The 17,111-nt window shown below is 38.0% G+C and carries 18 protein-coding genes; 2 read left to right on the forward strand and 16 right to left on the reverse strand.

Features of this window, described 5'->3' with window-relative positions; translation table 11 throughout:
- Positions 1-28: 28 nt before the first annotated feature.
- Together sodC and A6A10_RS07185 are read right to left on the reverse strand one after the other, a co-directional pair.
- Positions 29-568, reverse strand: coding sequence for a superoxide dismutase family protein (sodC, locus tag A6A10_RS07180; protein ID WP_121122519.1), 540 nt, complete (start codon positions 566-568; stop codon positions 29-31).
- A gap of 11 nt (positions 569-579) precedes the next feature.
- On the reverse strand, positions 580-1,527 hold the full coding sequence (locus A6A10_RS07185) for a 2-hydroxyacid dehydrogenase (RefSeq protein ID WP_121122521.1): 948 nt from the start codon (positions 1,525-1,527) through the stop codon (positions 580-582).
- Positions 1,528-2,071: 544 nt separating this feature from the next.
- On the opposite strand from A6A10_RS07185, the gene A6A10_RS07190 reads away from it, so the two are divergent.
- The gene (locus tag A6A10_RS07190; RefSeq protein ID WP_121122523.1) at positions 2,072-3,106 is read left to right on the forward strand and encodes an amidohydrolase family protein; all 1,035 of its coding nucleotides are present in this window, start codon (positions 2,072-2,074) and stop codon (positions 3,104-3,106) included.
- 102 nt (positions 3,107-3,208) lie between these two features.
- Here the strand turns inward: A6A10_RS07190 and kdsA are convergent, their stop codons facing one another.
- The 10 genes from kdsA to pepQ form a co-directional block, all read right to left on the reverse strand.
- Positions 3,209-4,063, reverse strand: coding sequence for a 3-deoxy-8-phosphooctulonate synthase (kdsA, locus tag A6A10_RS07195; RefSeq protein ID WP_121122525.1), 855 nt, complete (start codon positions 4,061-4,063; stop codon positions 3,209-3,211).
- Between the two features lie 29 nt (positions 4,064-4,092).
- Complete coding sequence (locus tag A6A10_RS07200) at positions 4,093-4,941, reverse strand: SirB1 family protein (protein WP_121122527.1); 849 nt, start codon at positions 4,939-4,941, stop codon at positions 4,093-4,095.
- Entirely contained in the window at positions 4,929-5,798 is an 870-nt protein-coding gene (gene prmC / locus A6A10_RS07205; protein ID WP_121122529.1) for a peptide chain release factor N(5)-glutamine methyltransferase, read from the reverse strand. The genes A6A10_RS07200 and prmC overlap by 13 nt, the downstream gene beginning before the upstream one ends.
- A gap of 3 nt (positions 5,799-5,801) precedes the next feature.
- Positions 5,802-6,884: a peptide chain release factor 1 gene (prfA, locus tag A6A10_RS07210; protein WP_121122823.1), complete on the reverse strand. Its 1,083-nt coding sequence runs from the start codon at positions 6,882-6,884 to the stop codon at positions 5,802-5,804.
- Between the two features lie 127 nt (positions 6,885-7,011).
- Positions 7,012-7,284 (reverse strand): HU family DNA-binding protein, encoded by a 273-nt coding sequence (locus tag A6A10_RS07215; protein ID WP_121122531.1) that lies wholly within the window; start codon positions 7,282-7,284, stop codon positions 7,012-7,014.
- A gap of 139 nt (positions 7,285-7,423) precedes the next feature.
- A complete protein-coding gene (locus tag A6A10_RS07220) occupies positions 7,424-8,014 on the reverse strand; it encodes a YjaG family protein (protein WP_121122533.1) in 591 nt (196 codons plus the stop codon).
- Positions 8,015-8,016: 2 nt separating this feature from the next.
- Positions 8,017-9,087, reverse strand: a complete 1,071-nt coding sequence (gene hemE, locus A6A10_RS07225) for a uroporphyrinogen decarboxylase (protein WP_121122535.1) — start codon at positions 9,085-9,087, stop codon at positions 8,017-8,019.
- Positions 9,088-9,148: 61 nt separating this feature from the next.
- Complete coding sequence (locus tag A6A10_RS07230) at positions 9,149-9,961, reverse strand: D-hexose-6-phosphate mutarotase (RefSeq protein WP_121122537.1); 813 nt, start codon at positions 9,959-9,961, stop codon at positions 9,149-9,151.
- 110 nt (positions 9,962-10,071) lie between these two features.
- Complete coding sequence (gene argH / locus A6A10_RS07235; protein ID WP_121122539.1) at positions 10,072-11,448, reverse strand: argininosuccinate lyase; 1,377 nt, start codon at positions 11,446-11,448, stop codon at positions 10,072-10,074.
- Between the two features lie 91 nt (positions 11,449-11,539).
- Positions 11,540-12,871 (reverse strand): Xaa-Pro dipeptidase, encoded by a 1,332-nt coding sequence (gene pepQ, locus A6A10_RS07240; RefSeq protein WP_121122541.1) that lies wholly within the window; start codon positions 12,869-12,871, stop codon positions 11,540-11,542.
- 32 nt (positions 12,872-12,903) lie between these two features.
- Here pepQ and tusA point away from each other — a divergent pair, with 32 nt between their 5' ends.
- Positions 12,904-13,143, forward strand: coding sequence for a sulfurtransferase TusA (gene tusA, locus A6A10_RS07245; RefSeq protein ID WP_121122543.1), 240 nt, complete (start codon positions 12,904-12,906; stop codon positions 13,141-13,143).
- Positions 13,144-13,238: 95 nt separating this feature from the next.
- Here the strand turns inward: tusA and A6A10_RS07250 are convergent, their stop codons facing one another.
- The 4 genes from A6A10_RS07250 to A6A10_RS07265 all read right to left on the reverse strand — a co-directional run bounded on the left by A6A10_RS07250 (position 13,239) and on the right by A6A10_RS07265 (position 16,983).
- On the reverse strand, positions 13,239-13,907 hold the full coding sequence (locus A6A10_RS07250) for a TenA family protein (protein WP_121122545.1): 669 nt from the start codon (positions 13,905-13,907) through the stop codon (positions 13,239-13,241).
- Positions 13,908-13,974: 67 nt separating this feature from the next.
- A protein-coding gene (gene prfB / locus A6A10_RS07255) for a peptide chain release factor 2 (protein ID WP_121122547.1) occupies positions 13,975-15,073 on the reverse strand; the annotation gives its coding sequence in 2 pieces (ribosomal slippage) (positions 13,975-14,997 and positions 14,999-15,073; 1,098 coding nt in all).
- A gap of 83 nt (positions 15,074-15,156) precedes the next feature.
- Positions 15,157-16,350, reverse strand: a complete 1,194-nt coding sequence (metC, locus tag A6A10_RS07260) for a cystathionine beta-lyase (protein ID WP_121122549.1) — start codon at positions 16,348-16,350, stop codon at positions 15,157-15,159.
- Positions 16,351-16,410: 60 nt separating this feature from the next.
- Complete coding sequence (locus tag A6A10_RS07265) at positions 16,411-16,983, reverse strand: methylated-DNA--[protein]-cysteine S-methyltransferase (RefSeq protein ID WP_121122551.1); 573 nt, start codon at positions 16,981-16,983, stop codon at positions 16,411-16,413.
- Positions 16,984-17,111: the final 128 nt, after the last annotated feature.

A 17,111-nucleotide genomic window follows, 5' to 3' on the forward strand; every position in this document is an offset into this window, starting at 1 on the left:
TGTTTCAGTTTAATTTAACTATTTTGATTTAGTTAATCACACCGCAAGCCATTCTTGGTCCGCCACCACCCAAAGGAGCTGGATGATCTGAATGGTTGTCACCACCAGCATGAATCATCAAAGCATGTCCTTTAATATCATCTAATTTTTTCAAACGTGGGGCTAATACAGGATAATTTGCATTGCCATCATGATCGACAATAAGCACTGGCAATTCACCTAGATGTGAATCATCTTGCCATGGGAAACCATGTTTATTAGTGCCATTTGGATCCCAATGTCCACCAGCACCTAAACCCAATACCATTTTGCCATCTTGTTCTTTTGGTTCGCAACTTGCATTTTGGTGAATATGGAAACCATGTACACCTTCAGTTAGCCCAGTTAAGTTAGGGGTAAAAACTAACCCATACGGCGATTCAGTTACCGTTACCATACCAATATCTGTATTACCCTTTAGATCTAATTTTTGTACTTTGACCTCTAGCTTATCTGCTGCATTTGCCATTGAAACAGATGCGCCAAATAATGCTGCTAAAGCTAGTACCAATGCACTTTTGGTTTTCATATTGCTATCTCCTATTTTCCAGTTGCAATAAATTCTTCTATATTCTGTGCTACTTTGTTAACTAAAATTGTTACCGCAGAATCACTTGCCCACGCAATATGTGGCGTGATCAGCAAGTTTGGTAAGCGTTTCGCCGCTTCCATTAATGGATCGCCTAGTACAGGTGGTTCTTTCACCAATACATCTAACGCTGCCCCCGCAATCTTTTTATTCTCTAAGGCTGATAATAATGCTGTTTCATCCACTAAGGGACCGCGTCCAGTGTTAATTAAATAAGCGGTTGGTTTCATTAGAGCAATAGTCTGCTCATTAATTAAATTTTGCGTACTTTCTGTCAATGGGCAATGCAACGTGACAATATCCGCTTGTTTTAATACTTCTTCAAATGGTGTATAACCTTCACGTATCGAAGTTGCACCTTTATGCTCTGCATATAATACATTCATGCCTAAAAGTTGAGCTAAACGTCCCACTTCTGTCCCTAAATTCCCTTTACCAAAAATACCCAGCGTTGAGCCTCGAATATCGGTAATTGGATAATCTGTATAGCAAAACTGTCCACAAGTTGCCCAACGATCTGACGTAACTTGATCACGATGATAACCAACTAAACTATGTTTTAATGCAAACATCATGCCTAGAACATGTTCAGGAACAGTCACACTTGAATAGCCTGCAACATTTTTTACCACAATACCTAATTCTTTTGCTGCCACTAAATCAATATTATTTGTACCTGTGGCTGTAATAGCAATTAATTTCAGTTTAGGTAGCTTGGCTAATAATTCTTTGTCAAATACTACTTTACTTGTTACTACAATATCTGCATCTTTCACTCTATCATAAGTTTCTTCAGGAGAGGTATGACCATATTCAACCCAATTATGAGGAACACTAGGACGTGGAATATCATGAGTAGCAGGTAGCCCTGTTCGGTCTAAAAACACAATATTAAGCATAATTTACTCCTAAAATTTGTAATGTTTATTTCTTGTTCACTATACAACAAGCGATCAATTTTTACAAAAAAATCACAAAATCTTACCGCTTATCTCAAATTTTTTTAAGTAGAATATAATTGCTTTTTTTAAACACGTAGAAATATAAATGATTTATTTTTCAATTTAGTCTATGTTATATATTTAGCTAGTCGTGTTGCTCAAGAAGTTGTCATAATTGTATTGAAAAATAAGGGAACTTTATCTCCATTACAATTGTCCAAAGACATGATCCTGAACTAAAGGGATTAGCACTCTTCCCCCCATCACCCTCTATTGAAGCTGTAACAAAAAATCTAGGTCGGAAGGCATTACCCTTAAAAGAGGATTAAGACCGTGTATAGGTGTTTATTTTAATATCTATCAATGCGTCGTAAGCCATTTCCCTTTACTAAAGGGGATAAGACATACCCAAAATCACATTGACAGTACTTTCACCTATGCCATTTATGATAGTGTGAATCTCCAAAATTCACATCTTATTACATTTGATAAGGAGTCAATTATGGAAGGTAAAATAGCTCTTGAAGAGCACTTCTCCACAGAATTAAATAATAAATATTGGGATGCTAAAGGCGAAGAAGATCGTAATGGCGAGGACTATTCACAAGACGTTGCTCGTAAACTTGCCGACCCTGATCTTTGCGTAGCAGAAATGGACCGTGCAGGAATTGAAATGTGCATTATGTCACTCACCTCACCGGGCGTACAATCTGTTGAAGATCCTGAAGAAGCGGTTGAATTGGCTCGTAATGCAAATGACTACGCTTATTCATTTATTCAAAAACACCCTAACAGACTTGCTTCTTTTGCCTCTGTTGCCCTTCAAAATCCTGAAGCCGCAGCGGACGAACTAGAACGTGCCGTAACTAAACTCGGTTTAAAAGGTGTCCTAATCAATGGTTATAGCAATATTGGTCCTAATGAACAGGTACAATATTTAGATGAAGCACCTTTAGACGTGTTTTGGGATCGTATGGTAAAACTCAATGTACCTATGTATTTACACCCACGTGAACCACTTCCAAGCCAACGCCGTTCTATTCAAGGTTATCCGGAACTCGTTGGTTCAGCATGGGGATTTGGTTACGAAACTGCAAGCCACGCAGTAAGATTGATGCTTAGTGGATTGTTTGATCGTTACCCTACTTTACAAGTTATTTTAGGTCACTTAGGCGAAGGCTTACCTTATATGCTCCCACGTTTGCAACATAGATTAGATATGCAACGCTTTGGTGCTAAAGGCTCAAAAGCTAAACATCGTACAGGTTATTATTTAGCAAATAACTTCCATCTAACTACCAGTGGACACTTCCACTCAAGACCATTACTTGAAGCGATTGATCAAGTCGGTATTGACCGCATCATGTTCTCAACAGACTATCCTTATGAACATATGGACGCAGGCTCACGTTGGTTTGATGATATCTTGCTTGATAACCAAACTAAGTTACGAATTGGTCGTGAAAATGCCAATAAACTATTTTCATTAAACCTACCGCCGTTAACAGAAAGCAATGCAGCAACATCTGCCTCTTAATCGTATTTAGCAGATAAATATAAGTTATAAGTAAAAAGACCAGCTTTTAAAAAGTTGGTCTTTTTGTTTAGTGCCAATTTGTTATCGGTTAATTTTATTCTATCATTTTGACGTATCTAATTCAGGTAATGATTTAATTAAATCATCGACGGCTTTCATTTGGCTGATAAAGCCTTCAAGGGCTGAAAGCGGAAGTGCGGATGGTCCGTCACATTTTGCTTGGTCTGGATTTGGATGAGCTTCGAGGAATAAGCCTGCTAATCCTACCGCTAAACCAGAGCGTGCAAGTTCTGTTACTTGATCACGACGTCCACCTGATGCCGCACCAAATGGATCACGACATTGTAGTGAGTGTGTCGCATCAAAGATTACTGGACAACCTTTTGATACTTTCTTCATAATGCTGAATCCAAGCATATCAACTACTAAATTATCGTAGCCGAAGTTTGAACCACGTTCACATAAAATCACTTTATCGTTACCACATTCTGCAATTTTCTCAACAATATTTCCCATTTGCCCTGGGCTTAAAAATTGTGGTTTTTTCACATTAATTACTGCTCCAGTACGAGCCATTGCTTCTACCAAATCCGTTTGACGCGCTAAAAATGCAGGCAGCTGGATAATATCCACCACATCAGCAACAGGCTGGCATTGGTAAATTTCATGCACGTCGGTAATAATTTTTACACCGAAGGTATCTTTTAATTCTTGGAAGATTTTTAACCCTTCTTCCATCCCCGGTCCACGATATGAGTGAATAGAAGAGCGGTTTGCCTTATCAAAGGATGCCTTAAAAATATAAGGTACGCCTAACTTCTGTGTCACTTCAACATACTTCTCACAGACTTGCATTGCCATATCACGGCTTTCGAGTACATTCATTCCACCAAAAAGGACAAAAGGTTTATCATTTCCGATTTGGATATTGTCTAGCTGAATTGTTTTTGAATTCATGGTTGTTCCTTTATCAACAATCAATTTAATTAGTGAAGCACGTTGGCTTTACTCTGTTTTTCTAAATTTGCGATTTCTAATTTTAGCATCATCGCCGAAGGATCATCAGGACATTGATCGATAAAATAGCTGAGATCATCATAGGCGGCTTGGTAGCAATCCATACTGGCTAACACCATGCCTCGATCTCGTATTTCATAAGGATCTTCTGGGCTTTGTGCTAAACGATGCTCAATTAATCGTAATGTTTCTGCGTATTTTCCTTCTCTAGTGAGTGCCATCTTAAATACGGTTTCTAAACGTTCTAGCACTTCTTCTGTCGTGGCAATTTGTAAAAATTCACGTTTTAATTCAGTACCAAAGCCTAATTCCCCTTCAAGCCATTTACTCATCTTATCAAAGGTAAGATAAGCACCATCCCATGGATTAATAAAGCGGGTCTCTTTTCTGCCTGACTCATGGGTAATCTCTGCCCGCACAATAAATTGCGTTGGAAAATTAACGGGATAAAGGGGTAAATCTAATACCGAACCTAAATACAATAAAATCGCCCCAAGTGAAACTGGCATGCCACGATGGGAGCGTAAAATTTTATGCAATAACAAATTATCCGTATAAAAATACTCTTCCGAATGGCAATGAAAACCTTGTTCTTGGTACAAGAAATTCAAGAGTTGATCGATTCGCTCTGCATCACTCGTGCCATTGACTTCATAGCGAGCCTTTTTCACTAAGGCTGAGACTAAGCCATAAATTTGTGGCTCACTCACATCTGGATCAACTAAGGTTGCAAGTCGAATTAACTCTTTATATAAAAACCGTTGAAGTTCATCTCTTTCTTTTTTTGATAATTCAAATGATTTAATTATTTCGTCCATACTGCCCACGTTACTCTATCATTACCGCCATAATCTTGAGCGGTTTGGGGTGAATCCCATTTATTCTGTTTAAATAATTCTCTGACCTTTTCTGCTTGTTGCCAACCATGTTCTAAAATTAAAGCACCATTGGTGGTTAAATAAAGCGGTGAGTTTATGATGATTTTTTGTAAATCTGCCATGCCATGTTGTTGGGCTACCAATGCAGACAAAGGTTCAAACCTTACATCCCCTTGCATCAAATTATCATCTTGTTCATCAATGTAGGGTGGATTACTTACAATGAGGTCAAATTGGTGATTTTGCAAGACTTGAAACCAATCACTTTGTAAAAAAGTGACGTTGGAAAATCCCAATTGTTGTTGGTTCTGTTGAGCTAACTGTACAGCATCGTTATATTTATCTACACCAATAATATGAGCTTGATTTTTTAATTCACTGGCAAGTGCTAATGCAATCGCCCCTGTTCCTGTACCCAAATCTAAAATTTGCAGATTTTCTTTCAAATCTAACCGCTTGTAAGCTAACTCTAAAGCCACTTCAACTAGTCTTTCTGTATCGGGGCGAGGAATAAGGGTAGCTGGCGATACTTTCAGTGGCAATGACCAAAATTCTCGCTCGCCAAGAATATAAGCAATCGGTTCGCCTTGCATTCTGCGGTGCAAAAAAGATTCTAGTTGGTCTAATTCTGTTTGCGTAAGTTCGGTTTCTGAAAAAGCAAAAATGGCAGCTTTAGTCCGCTTTGTGACCGCTTGTAATAATACATTTGCATCAAGTTTAGGATTTAAGAAAGGATCTTGCTGAACATTATCATGTAACCGCTGTTCAGCAAGTATTAGCCATTGTTGATAATTCATTATTTATAATTGTTCTGACAATGCAGCCAATTGATCCGCTTGATATTCTGTAATAATTGGTTGAATTAATTCATCAATTTTACCGTTCATGACTTCATCCAAGCGATAAATTGTTAAGTTAATACGATGATCGGTCACTCGTCCTTGTGGATAGTTATAGGTTCTAATTTTATCCGAACGATCTCCCGAACCTAATAAGTTACGGCGAGTATCCGCTTGCTCTTGTGCTTGTTTTTCTTGTTCAGCCTGCACAATACGAGAAGCTAATACAGACATTGCTTTCGCTTTGTTTTTGTGTTGTGAACGCTCGTCTTGACACTCAACGACAATTCCCGTTGGAATATGGGTAATACGTACGGCTGAATCGGTGGTATTAACGTGCTGACCACCCGCCCCAGAAGAACGATAAGTATCAATACGTAAATCCGCAGGGTTAATTTCAGGTAATTCTGATTCAGGTAATTCTGGCATTACCGCCACAGTACAAGCAGAAGTATGAATACGTCCTTGAGATTCGGTCTTTGGTACACGTTGTACACGGTGCCCGCCCGATTCAAACTTAAGCTGACCATAAACCCCTTCACCGCTAATTTTAACGATGATTTCTTTATATCCACCTTGTTCACTTTCACTTGAGGAAAGTTCTTCAATACGCCAGCGTTTTCCTTCGGCATAGCGACTGTACATACGATAAAGATCACCTGCAAAAATACCCGCTTCATCGCCCCCTGTTCCTGCTCGGATTTCGAGGTAAGCGTTATATTCATCATTTGGATCTCTAGGTAATAATAGAATTTGTAATTGTTGTTCTAGTTGCTCAATTTCCGCTTTATTTTCTGCAATTTCTTCTTGAGCCATATCTTTCATGTCTGGATCATCAAGCAATAATTGCGCTTCTTCAATATCGTTATTTAATTTATTCCAACGGGTAAAGGTTCCAACCACTTCTTCTAGTTGAGAATACTCTTTGGAATAAGCACGAAATTTATCTTGATCATTGATAACAGAAGGATCACCAAGCAATGCTTGTAATTCTTCATAGCGTTCACTTAAACTTTCTAACTTACTGATAATAGATGCTTTCATTTGGTTTATATATATTAAAGGTTGAGAATATAAAATATAAATAGGGATATTGTAACGGAAAACCCACATTATAGAAACGCAAAAAGCCTAGATAAGATCTAGGCTTACAATAAAACTAACTAACTGACTATTTCACTAAATCTTTTAGTGCTTTACCTGCAACAAATGCTGGTACATTAGCTGCTGGAATTTCAATCGCTTGATTTGTTTTTGGATTACGACCTGTACGTGCTTTACGGTGGTTTACTTTAAAAGTACCGAAACCGATAAGTTGTACAGAATCACCTTTTTTTAAGCTACCAGAAATTGCTTCTAACGTTGCTTCTAATGCCGCTTTCGCATCTTTTTTACTTAATTCTGCACCTGCTGCAATTGCATCGACTAATTCAGTTTTATTCATGGGTATTATCCTCTAAAGATTTTTATTTATAAATGGCAGTGCCTGCCTAAACTCTTATTTGCTTTAATGCTAGGATAGCTTAATTCAAACTACGCTATTCTCAAAGCAAATAATGCGGAAATTGTTACATAAATCACATTTACTGGTCAACATTTAATCCAATATTACTTACACCACTCTCTCGTAACTCATTTTTTAAGGATAGTATCAGTTCTATATCCCTTTCTTCTACTTCATTGAGTGACCGATAAATCTGCCATTGAATATCTAATTCTTCTCCAATTTCAACTGATTCTTTCAATTCTTTTTCACTTAATTCACGATTTTGTTCTGTTTCTAAATAGGTTGCTACAGTACTTAATGAAAGCTGACTAATCTTGATTGCTTGCTCTAATGTTTCTCCCGCAATAATTGCGTGTAATAATTCAGAAAGCCCGACACAAGCATCTTCTGCCGGGAAAACACCGTAAAAATCAAATTCATTCACATCAGGAATAATTGCTTCTAATTTTTCTAACTGATTTTCAAAATTAATTTTTGCCCCTTTAACAGTCAGAAACTCCCACACAAGATTCAAAATATTTTGAAAAACTTTTGCCTGATCTGACCGCTCAGTCACCTCACAAAAAAGCTGAAAATTAGGATACATACGTTCACATAAACACGCCATAAAAGTGAGATGTTGCCAACTTTCAAATCGTTCCATTCTCTTATGAATTGGATTTCGCATAACTAACCCTCTTGATGATATTGCTTAGAATATTCATGAATAGCATCAACAAAGACCTTTGGACTCTCTTCTGGTACATCTTGATGAATACCATGTCCTAAATTAAAGACATGCCCTGTTCCTTGTCCAAAGCCTGCTAAAATAGATTGAACTTCTTTTTCAATTCTTTCTGGATTAGCATATAACACACTTGGATCCATATTACCTTGCAAGGCGACCTTATGCCCTACTCGTGCTTTTGCATCGGCAATATCCACAGTCCAATCTAGCCCTATCGCATCACAACCTGTATCTGCAATAGATTCAAGCCATAATCCGCCACCTTTAGTAAATAAAGTCACAGGGACTTTTCTCCCTTCATTTTCACGAATAAGGTTATCGACAATCTTATGCATATAAGGTAAAGAAAAATATTGATAGTCTTTGTGAGCAAGCACTCCGCCCCAAGTATCAAAGATCATGACAGATTGCGCTCCCGCTTTAATTTGTGCATTCAAATAAAGAATTACACTATCGGCAAGTTTATCTAATAAGCTATGCAATAGTTGAGGCTCCGTATAAAGCATTTTTTTAATTTTTGTAAAGGCTTTGCTACTTCCCCCTTCCACCATATAAGTGGCTAACGTCCAAGGGCTCCCCGAAAAACCTATTAGGGGGACTTCACCTTGTAATTCTCGGCGAATAGTACGCACTGCATTCATGACATACTGTAATTCATTTTCAGGATCAGGGATCGGTAAATTATCAATATCGGCTTTGCGTTCAATAGGTTTGGCAAATTTAGGGCCTTCTCCTGCTCCAAAACTTAGTCCAAGCCCCATTGCATCTGGAATGGTTAAGATATCAGAAAAAAGGATCGCAGCATCCAGTTCATAACGACGTAAAGGCTGTAATGTGACTTCACAAGCCAAATCCGCATTGCGACAAAGTGCCATAAAATCACCCGCCTCTGCTCGTGTTGCTTTATATTCAGGCAAATAACGCCCTGCTTGGCGCATCATCCACACTGGTGTCATATCAACAGGCTCTCGCAATAGTGCCTTTAAATAGCGATCATTTTTTAAATCAGTCATAAGCTTTCCATTCAAATAAAAATGCCCCATAGAGCAAATATGGGGCGAATCATATCATAATTTAGTTTGATTTCACGCTAATCTTAGCTTGAATCATTTGACCTTTATTCAATGAACTATGAATTCGAGCAGTTTCTGCACATACCATTGTTTTATAACCTGAATCAGTCATATTACTGGTTGGCTTATGCCACGGATTCCACACCACCACTTCTGTTGAGTTAATATGTTGCACTTCAATTTGACGTTGATAACCTTTATCTACAATAGTCGTGATCGCATTTTCAACGGAGTACATTTCATCAACATTTTCTGAAATTAATCTTGGGGACGAAACTGATTCTTGTTGGTGCGTCAGATGATTGAATACAGTAGTTGGTAATCCATGTAGTTCAACTTGGCTAATATCTGCAATATTAAAATAGCTATGTAATGCTGGATTAGCCTGTCCTGCACCTTGATGCGTCAAGGTTAATGTGCAAGTTTCGCCTAACTCCATCGCCATTTGTGCATCAAGCCCTTTACCATCTTCTGCTTTCAAATCAAATCTTAAAAAGACTTTATCTTTGGTAATTTCATATTGATTCAATTCCCACATACGAATACGTGCAGTGCCATGGAAAGGCTCGCCTAAGCTACCAAACCAAGGATAGCAAATTGGAACACCACCTCGAATTGCACTACCTAATTTAAACGGTTCAATTTCACTCAACCAAAACACATCTTTATCCGTATGCTTTGGTTGCCAACTGAATAAATGCGCACCTTGTAAAGCCACTTTTGCTTTAACTTCTGGATGATCGATTTCTAATACGGGTATCTCGTTATATTCAACAAGACTCAATTCAGGTGTAATTTGTTGAAGTTTTTTCATTTTGTACTCCTTAATCTGTTATAAAATTAATACAAGCGGTTAGATTATCGCACTATTTTACAAAAATAAGGTAAAAAAATAAGGATACCAATTGGTATCCCTCATTCAATTTAATGGGCTAAATATTGTTTTGCGACACTAATCGCTTCGGCGACTCGTTCAAAGCTTACCCCACCTTTAGCACAACGTTTTGCAAGGCACGAATCTAAAGATAAGATTGGATAAACATCATCACTAATTGTGGTATGGAATTGTTTAAATTCCTCTAAATTCAATTCTTCGAGTGCTTTTTTCTGACTAATTGCATAAACCACTGCTTCCCCAACAATATGGTGTGCTTCACGGAACGGAATGCCTTTTGCAACTAGGTAGTCAGCCAATTCAGTCGCATTTGCGTAACCTTGCTGTGCAGCCTCTTTGGTTCTTTCTGTATCAACTTTAATATCTTCTAACACTAATGCAGAAATATTGATACACGCTTGCCACGTTTCGATAGCATCAAAGATACCTTCTTTATCCTCTTGCATATCTTTGTTATAAGCCAATGGCAAACCTTTTAAAGTGGTCAATAAGCCTGTTAAAGCACCAAATACTCGACCCGTTTTACCACGCACTAATTCGCACGCATCAGGGTTTTTCTTTTGTGGCATTAATGAAGATCCTGAAGTAACACGATCGGAGAGTTCCACAAAATGCGATTCGCCACTATTGAAAATAATCAGATCTTCGGCAAAACGAGAAAGGTGCATTGTGCTAATTGATGCGGCTGCTAATAATTCTAAAACGTGATCACGATCAGAAACGCTATCTAAACTATTACGTGTTGCGGTCTCAAACCCAAGATCTAACGCTAATTTATCACGATCAATCACATAAGCCGTACCCGCCAACGCCCCCGATCCTAATGGGCAAGTATTCATACGATTATAGGCATCTGTCAAACGGCTATAATCACGATCTAACATTTCAAAATATGCCATACACCAGTGAGCAAAAGTGATCGGTTGAGCACGTTGTAAATGGGTATAACCCGGCATTACCGATTGCTGATTTGCTTCCGCAGTTTCGACTAATTTATGTTGTAATGCACGGATAGATTCTTGTAAAGATAGCACTTGAGCCTTACACCAAAGTTTCATATCTACAGCAACTTGGTCATTACGGCTACGTCCCGTATGTAATTTTTTACCCAAATCGCCGACTCTTTTAATCAGTTGTAATTCGACCCAGCTATGAATATCTTCTGCATCTTCTTGCAGTACGATAGCTAGGTTTGGAGCTACTTCTGCACGTAACTGTTTTAACGCTTGTAATAACTCGCCTAATTCTGATTCGGTAATGATTCCCACAGACTGAATAGCTTTAGCCCATCCCATTGAACCATCAATATCTTGCAAGGCTAAACGGTAGTCAAAACGTAATGAATCATTAAAATATTTAAATTGTTGATCTGCGGCTTGTGTAAAACGCCCACCCCAAAGTGCCATATAGAATTCCTTGATTTTTGCAAATAAAAAAGCGGATCTAACCGCTTACATTGGCGATATTATTGCATAATTATGCATTTTATTTCAATAATTATTTCAATTTAAGCCCTAATGCTTTTTCTGCTTTAGCTGTTAAGTTGACTGCTCCAGAAGAGGTCATCACAATATTATCTTCTGAACGAATACCACCAAAAGATTTCAACTGATTGATTTTATCCCAATTGAAGAAACGAGAAAGCGGATGATTTTTCCAAGGGGCAAGTAACATATCCACAAAATAAAAACCCGGTTCGATAGTTACTACCATTCCTTCGATTAATTCTCTCGTACAACGCAAACTTGGATAAATCTCTGGTGGCGCTTTATGTGTACCACGATGATTTTGCTGAAAACCTGCCACATCGTGTACTTGTAACCCCAATTGATGCCCTAAGCCGTGAGGTAAGAAAATTCGGCTAATCCCTTCTTCAAAAATTTGTTCAGCGGGTAATTTCACTAATTCAAACTGATGAATCATTTGTGAGATCCATTGGTGCATTTGGGTATGATAACTCAAATAATTAAATCCTACTTGAAGTTGATCAATGATATCTAACTTAAATTGATCCATTTGATTAACTAGCTCTGCAAACTCACTTTGCTGATCGAAAGCATAGGTACGAGTAATATCAGAGGCATAGCCTAAACAAGTAGTCCCCGCATCAATCAAGAAACTTTGACGTATATCAGGGTGTTTAAAATCTAATTGGGTATAATGCAACACAGCACTGTTTTGATTAATCGCAATGATATTGCCGTAAGGGACGTTGTTGTCAGACTGTTGTGTTGCCGCTAAGTAAGCAAGATTAATTTCAAATTCTGTCTTGCCTGCAAAGAAAGCGTCTTTAGCCACTTGATGCCCTTTTAATGCACTTAATTGTGCTTGATAGATACACTCAATTTCAAATTCGCTTTTGATTGAACGCTCAAAATGCAGTACATTGAGTACCTTTTTACTGTTAATTTCAGTAAAACCAAGTGATTGAGCAAGAGATTCATCTTCCCCAATAAAAGCACAATGCTGTGGCTGTTGAATGTATTGGGTAATCTGTTGCTGATCAGTCAGAATTTGCCACTCAAATTCATCGGCGAAAAAAGCAGAACGAGGCGGATTTGGCATAACGTGCCAATAGTCTTCAGGAGCGTAAAAATAAATTTTAGGCTTATTTTGACCATCTAAAAATAGCCAGCTATGTTCAGCGGAAGGATCAGGGAAAAAATAGTTAAAATGTGGATTGATTTTGAAAGGTGCGTATTGATCATCTAAAAAGTTTTTTTTAGCCGATCCTGCATGAATCCATAATCCATCTAAACGAGAAACTTCCAATGCGTGCTGTACAATGCTTTGTAAACGTGCAATATGCTGTGAAAACAATACTTTCATGTTATTTCCTAATTTTAATTTAATGGTATTTTATGAGCGAACTCACAACCAATCAAACTTTAGATACTCTCGGGCTACGTTGCCCAGAACCTGTTATGCTCACTCGCAAAACTATTCGTAGTATGCAAGATGGTGAGATATTACATATTATTGCTGATGACCCAGCTACCACACGTGATATTCCAAGTTTTTGTCAATTTATGGATCATCAACTACTTAAAAGTGAAACCGATAGCAAGCCTTACCAATATTGGATCAAAAAAGGGCTTTAAGGCTTTGCCAATAATGGCTGATAACATTGATTAGCCATTATAACAACAAAGGCGACTATTGTAGAAATAATCGCCTTATGCTTTATGAGAAAAAATCACAAATAACTTTCATCGAAGAATTGAGATTCTAATTGACATATTTTGGTAAATAAGGCACTAAGTTGTTCTCGATCTACCTTCTGATCTTCGCCTAGTTGGTCCATTTCTGATTTTAGCCATGCGACTAACGACTGAAAATAGTCATTATTATGTAACGTTATCCATTCATTAAAGTAAAAAGCCTCTGGTGACTTCTCACGATATTTCACACCCCAATGGCAGTAAACTGCTTCAGCACAGGTAATAATCGTCATGCAATTTGCATAACCGACCTCTGCACCTGAATCTATCGCTTTTTTAATTTCATCGTGGAAACCTTGAATTGAAGGGAATACGGCTAGATTTGGATCGAGATAGTGACTCGGCTCAACCCCTAACGCTTCAAAAGAACGAATAAAATAATCGTCTTCCGCACTTGTGATCATACTTAAAAAAGTGGATAAGCGGTGCTTTTGTTCTAATGTTTTGGAATAAGCAATTGCATAGGCAATTAAGTCAGCAAAGACACGAACAAAGGCATAATCCTGCACTAAATAATTCGCAAAAACCTTTTTATCTAAAGTCCCATCAACCATATCTCGAATAAATCCATGATCCGTTGCTTGTTGCCAATAAGGTTCCGCTTGTTGAATTAAATAATCTGAAAATTTAACTTTATTCATCATATTACTCCTCTGCTTTTATTATTCTTTGCTCAACTCATTTTGTTTCCCAAAAGTAAAGTCTAAGATTTTATAGTCCCGCTTTTAAACTTGCTTCAATGAATCGATCAAGATCGCCATCTAAGACTGCTTGGGTATTACGATTTTCCACGCCTGTGCGTAAATCTTTGATTCGTGAATCATCCAATACATAAGAACGGATTTGACTGCCCCAACCAATATCAGATTTAGTTTCTTCTAAAGCTTGTTTATCGGCATTTTTCTTCATCATTTCTAGTTCATACAACTTAGCTCTCAACTGTTTCATACATTGATCTTTATTCTTGTGTTGAGAACGGTCATTTTGACATTGCACGACAATCCCTGTTGGAATATGGGTAATACGTACCGCAGATTCTGTTTTATTAACGTGCTGTCCACCCGCACCTGATGCGCGATAAACATCAATACGTAAATCGGCGGGATTGATTTCAATATCAATATCGTCTTCAATTTCAGGATAGACGAAAGCTGCACTAAAAGACGTATGGCGACGGTTATTTGAATCAAATGGGCTTTTACGCACTAAACGATGAATCCCTGTTTCTGTACGTAACCATCCAAAAGCATGATCACCAGATACTTTGATTGTAGCGGATTTAATCCCTGCGACTTCACCATCTGACACTTCCATTAACTCAGTTTTAAATCCTTTGCTTTCAGCCCAACGGAGATACATACGAAGTAACATTTCTGTCCAATCTTGTGCTTCCGTTCCGCCTGAACCAGATTGTAAGTCAACATAGCAATCAGCAGAATCATTTGGTCCGCTAAACATTCTACGAAATTCAAGTTTTGCTAATTTTTCTTCTAATTCATCCGCTTCTTGTTGAGCTTCATTAAAGGTTTCTTTATCTTCAGCTTCAACAGCTAATTCAATTAAACCTTCGACATCTTCAACACCTTGTTCAAGATCTCGAATAGTATCAACAACCATTTCAAGAGAAACACGCTCTTTACCCAGTGCTTGTGCCTTTTCAGGATCATTCCATACTTCTGGCTGTTCTAATTCTGCATTGACTTCTTCTAAGCGTTCTACTTTGAGATCAAAGTCAAAGATACCCCCTAAGTACTCGGGTACGCTCTGCCATATCGGCTAATTGTGTTTTTATTGGATTAATTTCAAACATGGTTTTTCCTTAAATTTTTGAAAGCGTAATTATAGCGAAATCGCCTATAACATTAAACAAGCGGTCAGATCCCTTTGATTTTTTTACCACTTAATTCGCGCAAACCCTTTGGATAAATCTTCAATAAGATCTTCCACATTTTCTAAGCCAATGTGAACGCGAACTAAAGTCCCTGTTAATTTGCGAGTGATCGCAGGGCGAATACGTTCTATTTCTCTTGGTTGGTTTGTCAAAATAAGTGATTCATAACCACCCCAAGAATATGCCATAGAAAATAACTCAAAGTGATCTAAGAAAGTAGCTAACTCTTGATCCGATAAAGTTTTGCAAAGTTCAAATGAAAACAGACCGCTTGTACCTAAAAAATCGCGGTTAAATTCATTATGTCCAGGACAACTTGGCAAAGCAGGATGATAAACAGCTTTGACTTCGGGGCGAGTTGTTAGCCAATTTGCCACAGCAATACTGCTTTCTTGATGCTGTTTAAGGCGAATACCCAGTGTACGAAGCCCTCTTGATGCCATATAGGCAGAGTCCGCATCCGCCATTTGCCCCATTAAATAAGAATGTTCTCTTAATTGATCCCAACAACGTTTATTTGCGACAGCTGTACCAATCATCGCATCAGAATGTCCAACTAAGTATTTCGTCCCTGCTTGAATTGAAATATCAACACCATACTGTAATGCAGGGAAAAGTACGCCCGCTGACCAAGTATTATCAATCATAATTACAATGTCAGGGTTAATCGCTCTCACCGTTTTCACAATCAATGGCACATCAGGCACTTCCATTGTGAGTGAGCTTGGTGCTTCTAAAAATAAAACTTTGGTATTGGGTTGTACCAGTTTCGCTATTTGTTCACCAATCAATGGGTCATAGTAGGTGGTTTCCACCCCCATTTTCTTTAAAATAACATCACAAAACTCTTGTGTGGGTTCGTAGGCTGCACCTGTCATCAACACATGATCACTTTGTTCCACAAAGGCAAAAATACTATTTGTTACCGCAGCAGCACCGCAAGGATATAAATAGCAACCATCGCCTCCTTCAAGTTCACACATCGCATCTTGCAGGGCAAAATGAGTAAGCGTGCCTCGACGTCCATAGAATAATGCCCCTTTATAGCGATTACGTGTAGCATCTTTTTTGTCTGCAACCGAATCAAAAACAAGAGACGATGCTCGTTGGATAACTGGATTAACGGCACCTTTAGTGTAAGTCTTTTTTCTGCCTGCCGAGATTAATTGTGTTGCTAATTTTTTCTGTTTTTCCATTGTTATCCCCTCGTAATTATTGTGTGTAAGCGGTTAGATTCTAGCAAAGTTCTGCAGTTTTTATCCTCGCCATTTTGTAAATTTAGGTTTTACAAATTCTGTTCCTTTATCTTTATACGCTATATTTTCTAAATTGAGAAGATAACGTTTTGTGGGTAATCCTCCGCCAAATCCAGTCAGCGATTGATCTTTCCCTAATACTCGGTGACAAGGGATTAAAATAGAGATCGGATTTCGTCCAACGGCACCACCAACTGCTCTTACCGCATTAGGATTACCTAGTTGCTTTGCAATTTCGCCATAAGATGTGGTTTTACCATAAGGAATTTGCGTAAGCACTTTCCAAACAGATCGCTGAAATACTGTGCCTTTCGGTTGAATAAAATCTAATTGAGAAAACTCAATGAGTTCTCCACTGAAATAGCGGTCTAATATTTCCCTTGTTTTACAAAAAATAGACCAACTTTCTGAGTGATCAATATGCGCTTGTTGAAAATGATCAGGTAAATCCATTACCTGCTCTTTTTCAAAATTAATAAAAATCAGCGCATTATTTTCAACGGCTATTAATAATTTGCCTATTGGCGAGGTGTAGTAGTCATAATAGATTGGATTATTGGATATCAAATTCATAATATTACTTATATGTGATGAGTAGAATGTAAAGTTTTAGTTGATCAATACTACTCGCTCTGCGCCTAAAAAACTTCCTTTTTTTAAAATAAAAATACGAGAAAATCTAGCTCAGATGGCATTGCCTT

The organism is Otariodibacter oris (genome assembly GCF_009684715.1).
GTDB lineage: Bacteria > Pseudomonadota > Gammaproteobacteria > Enterobacterales > Pasteurellaceae > Otariodibacter > Otariodibacter oris.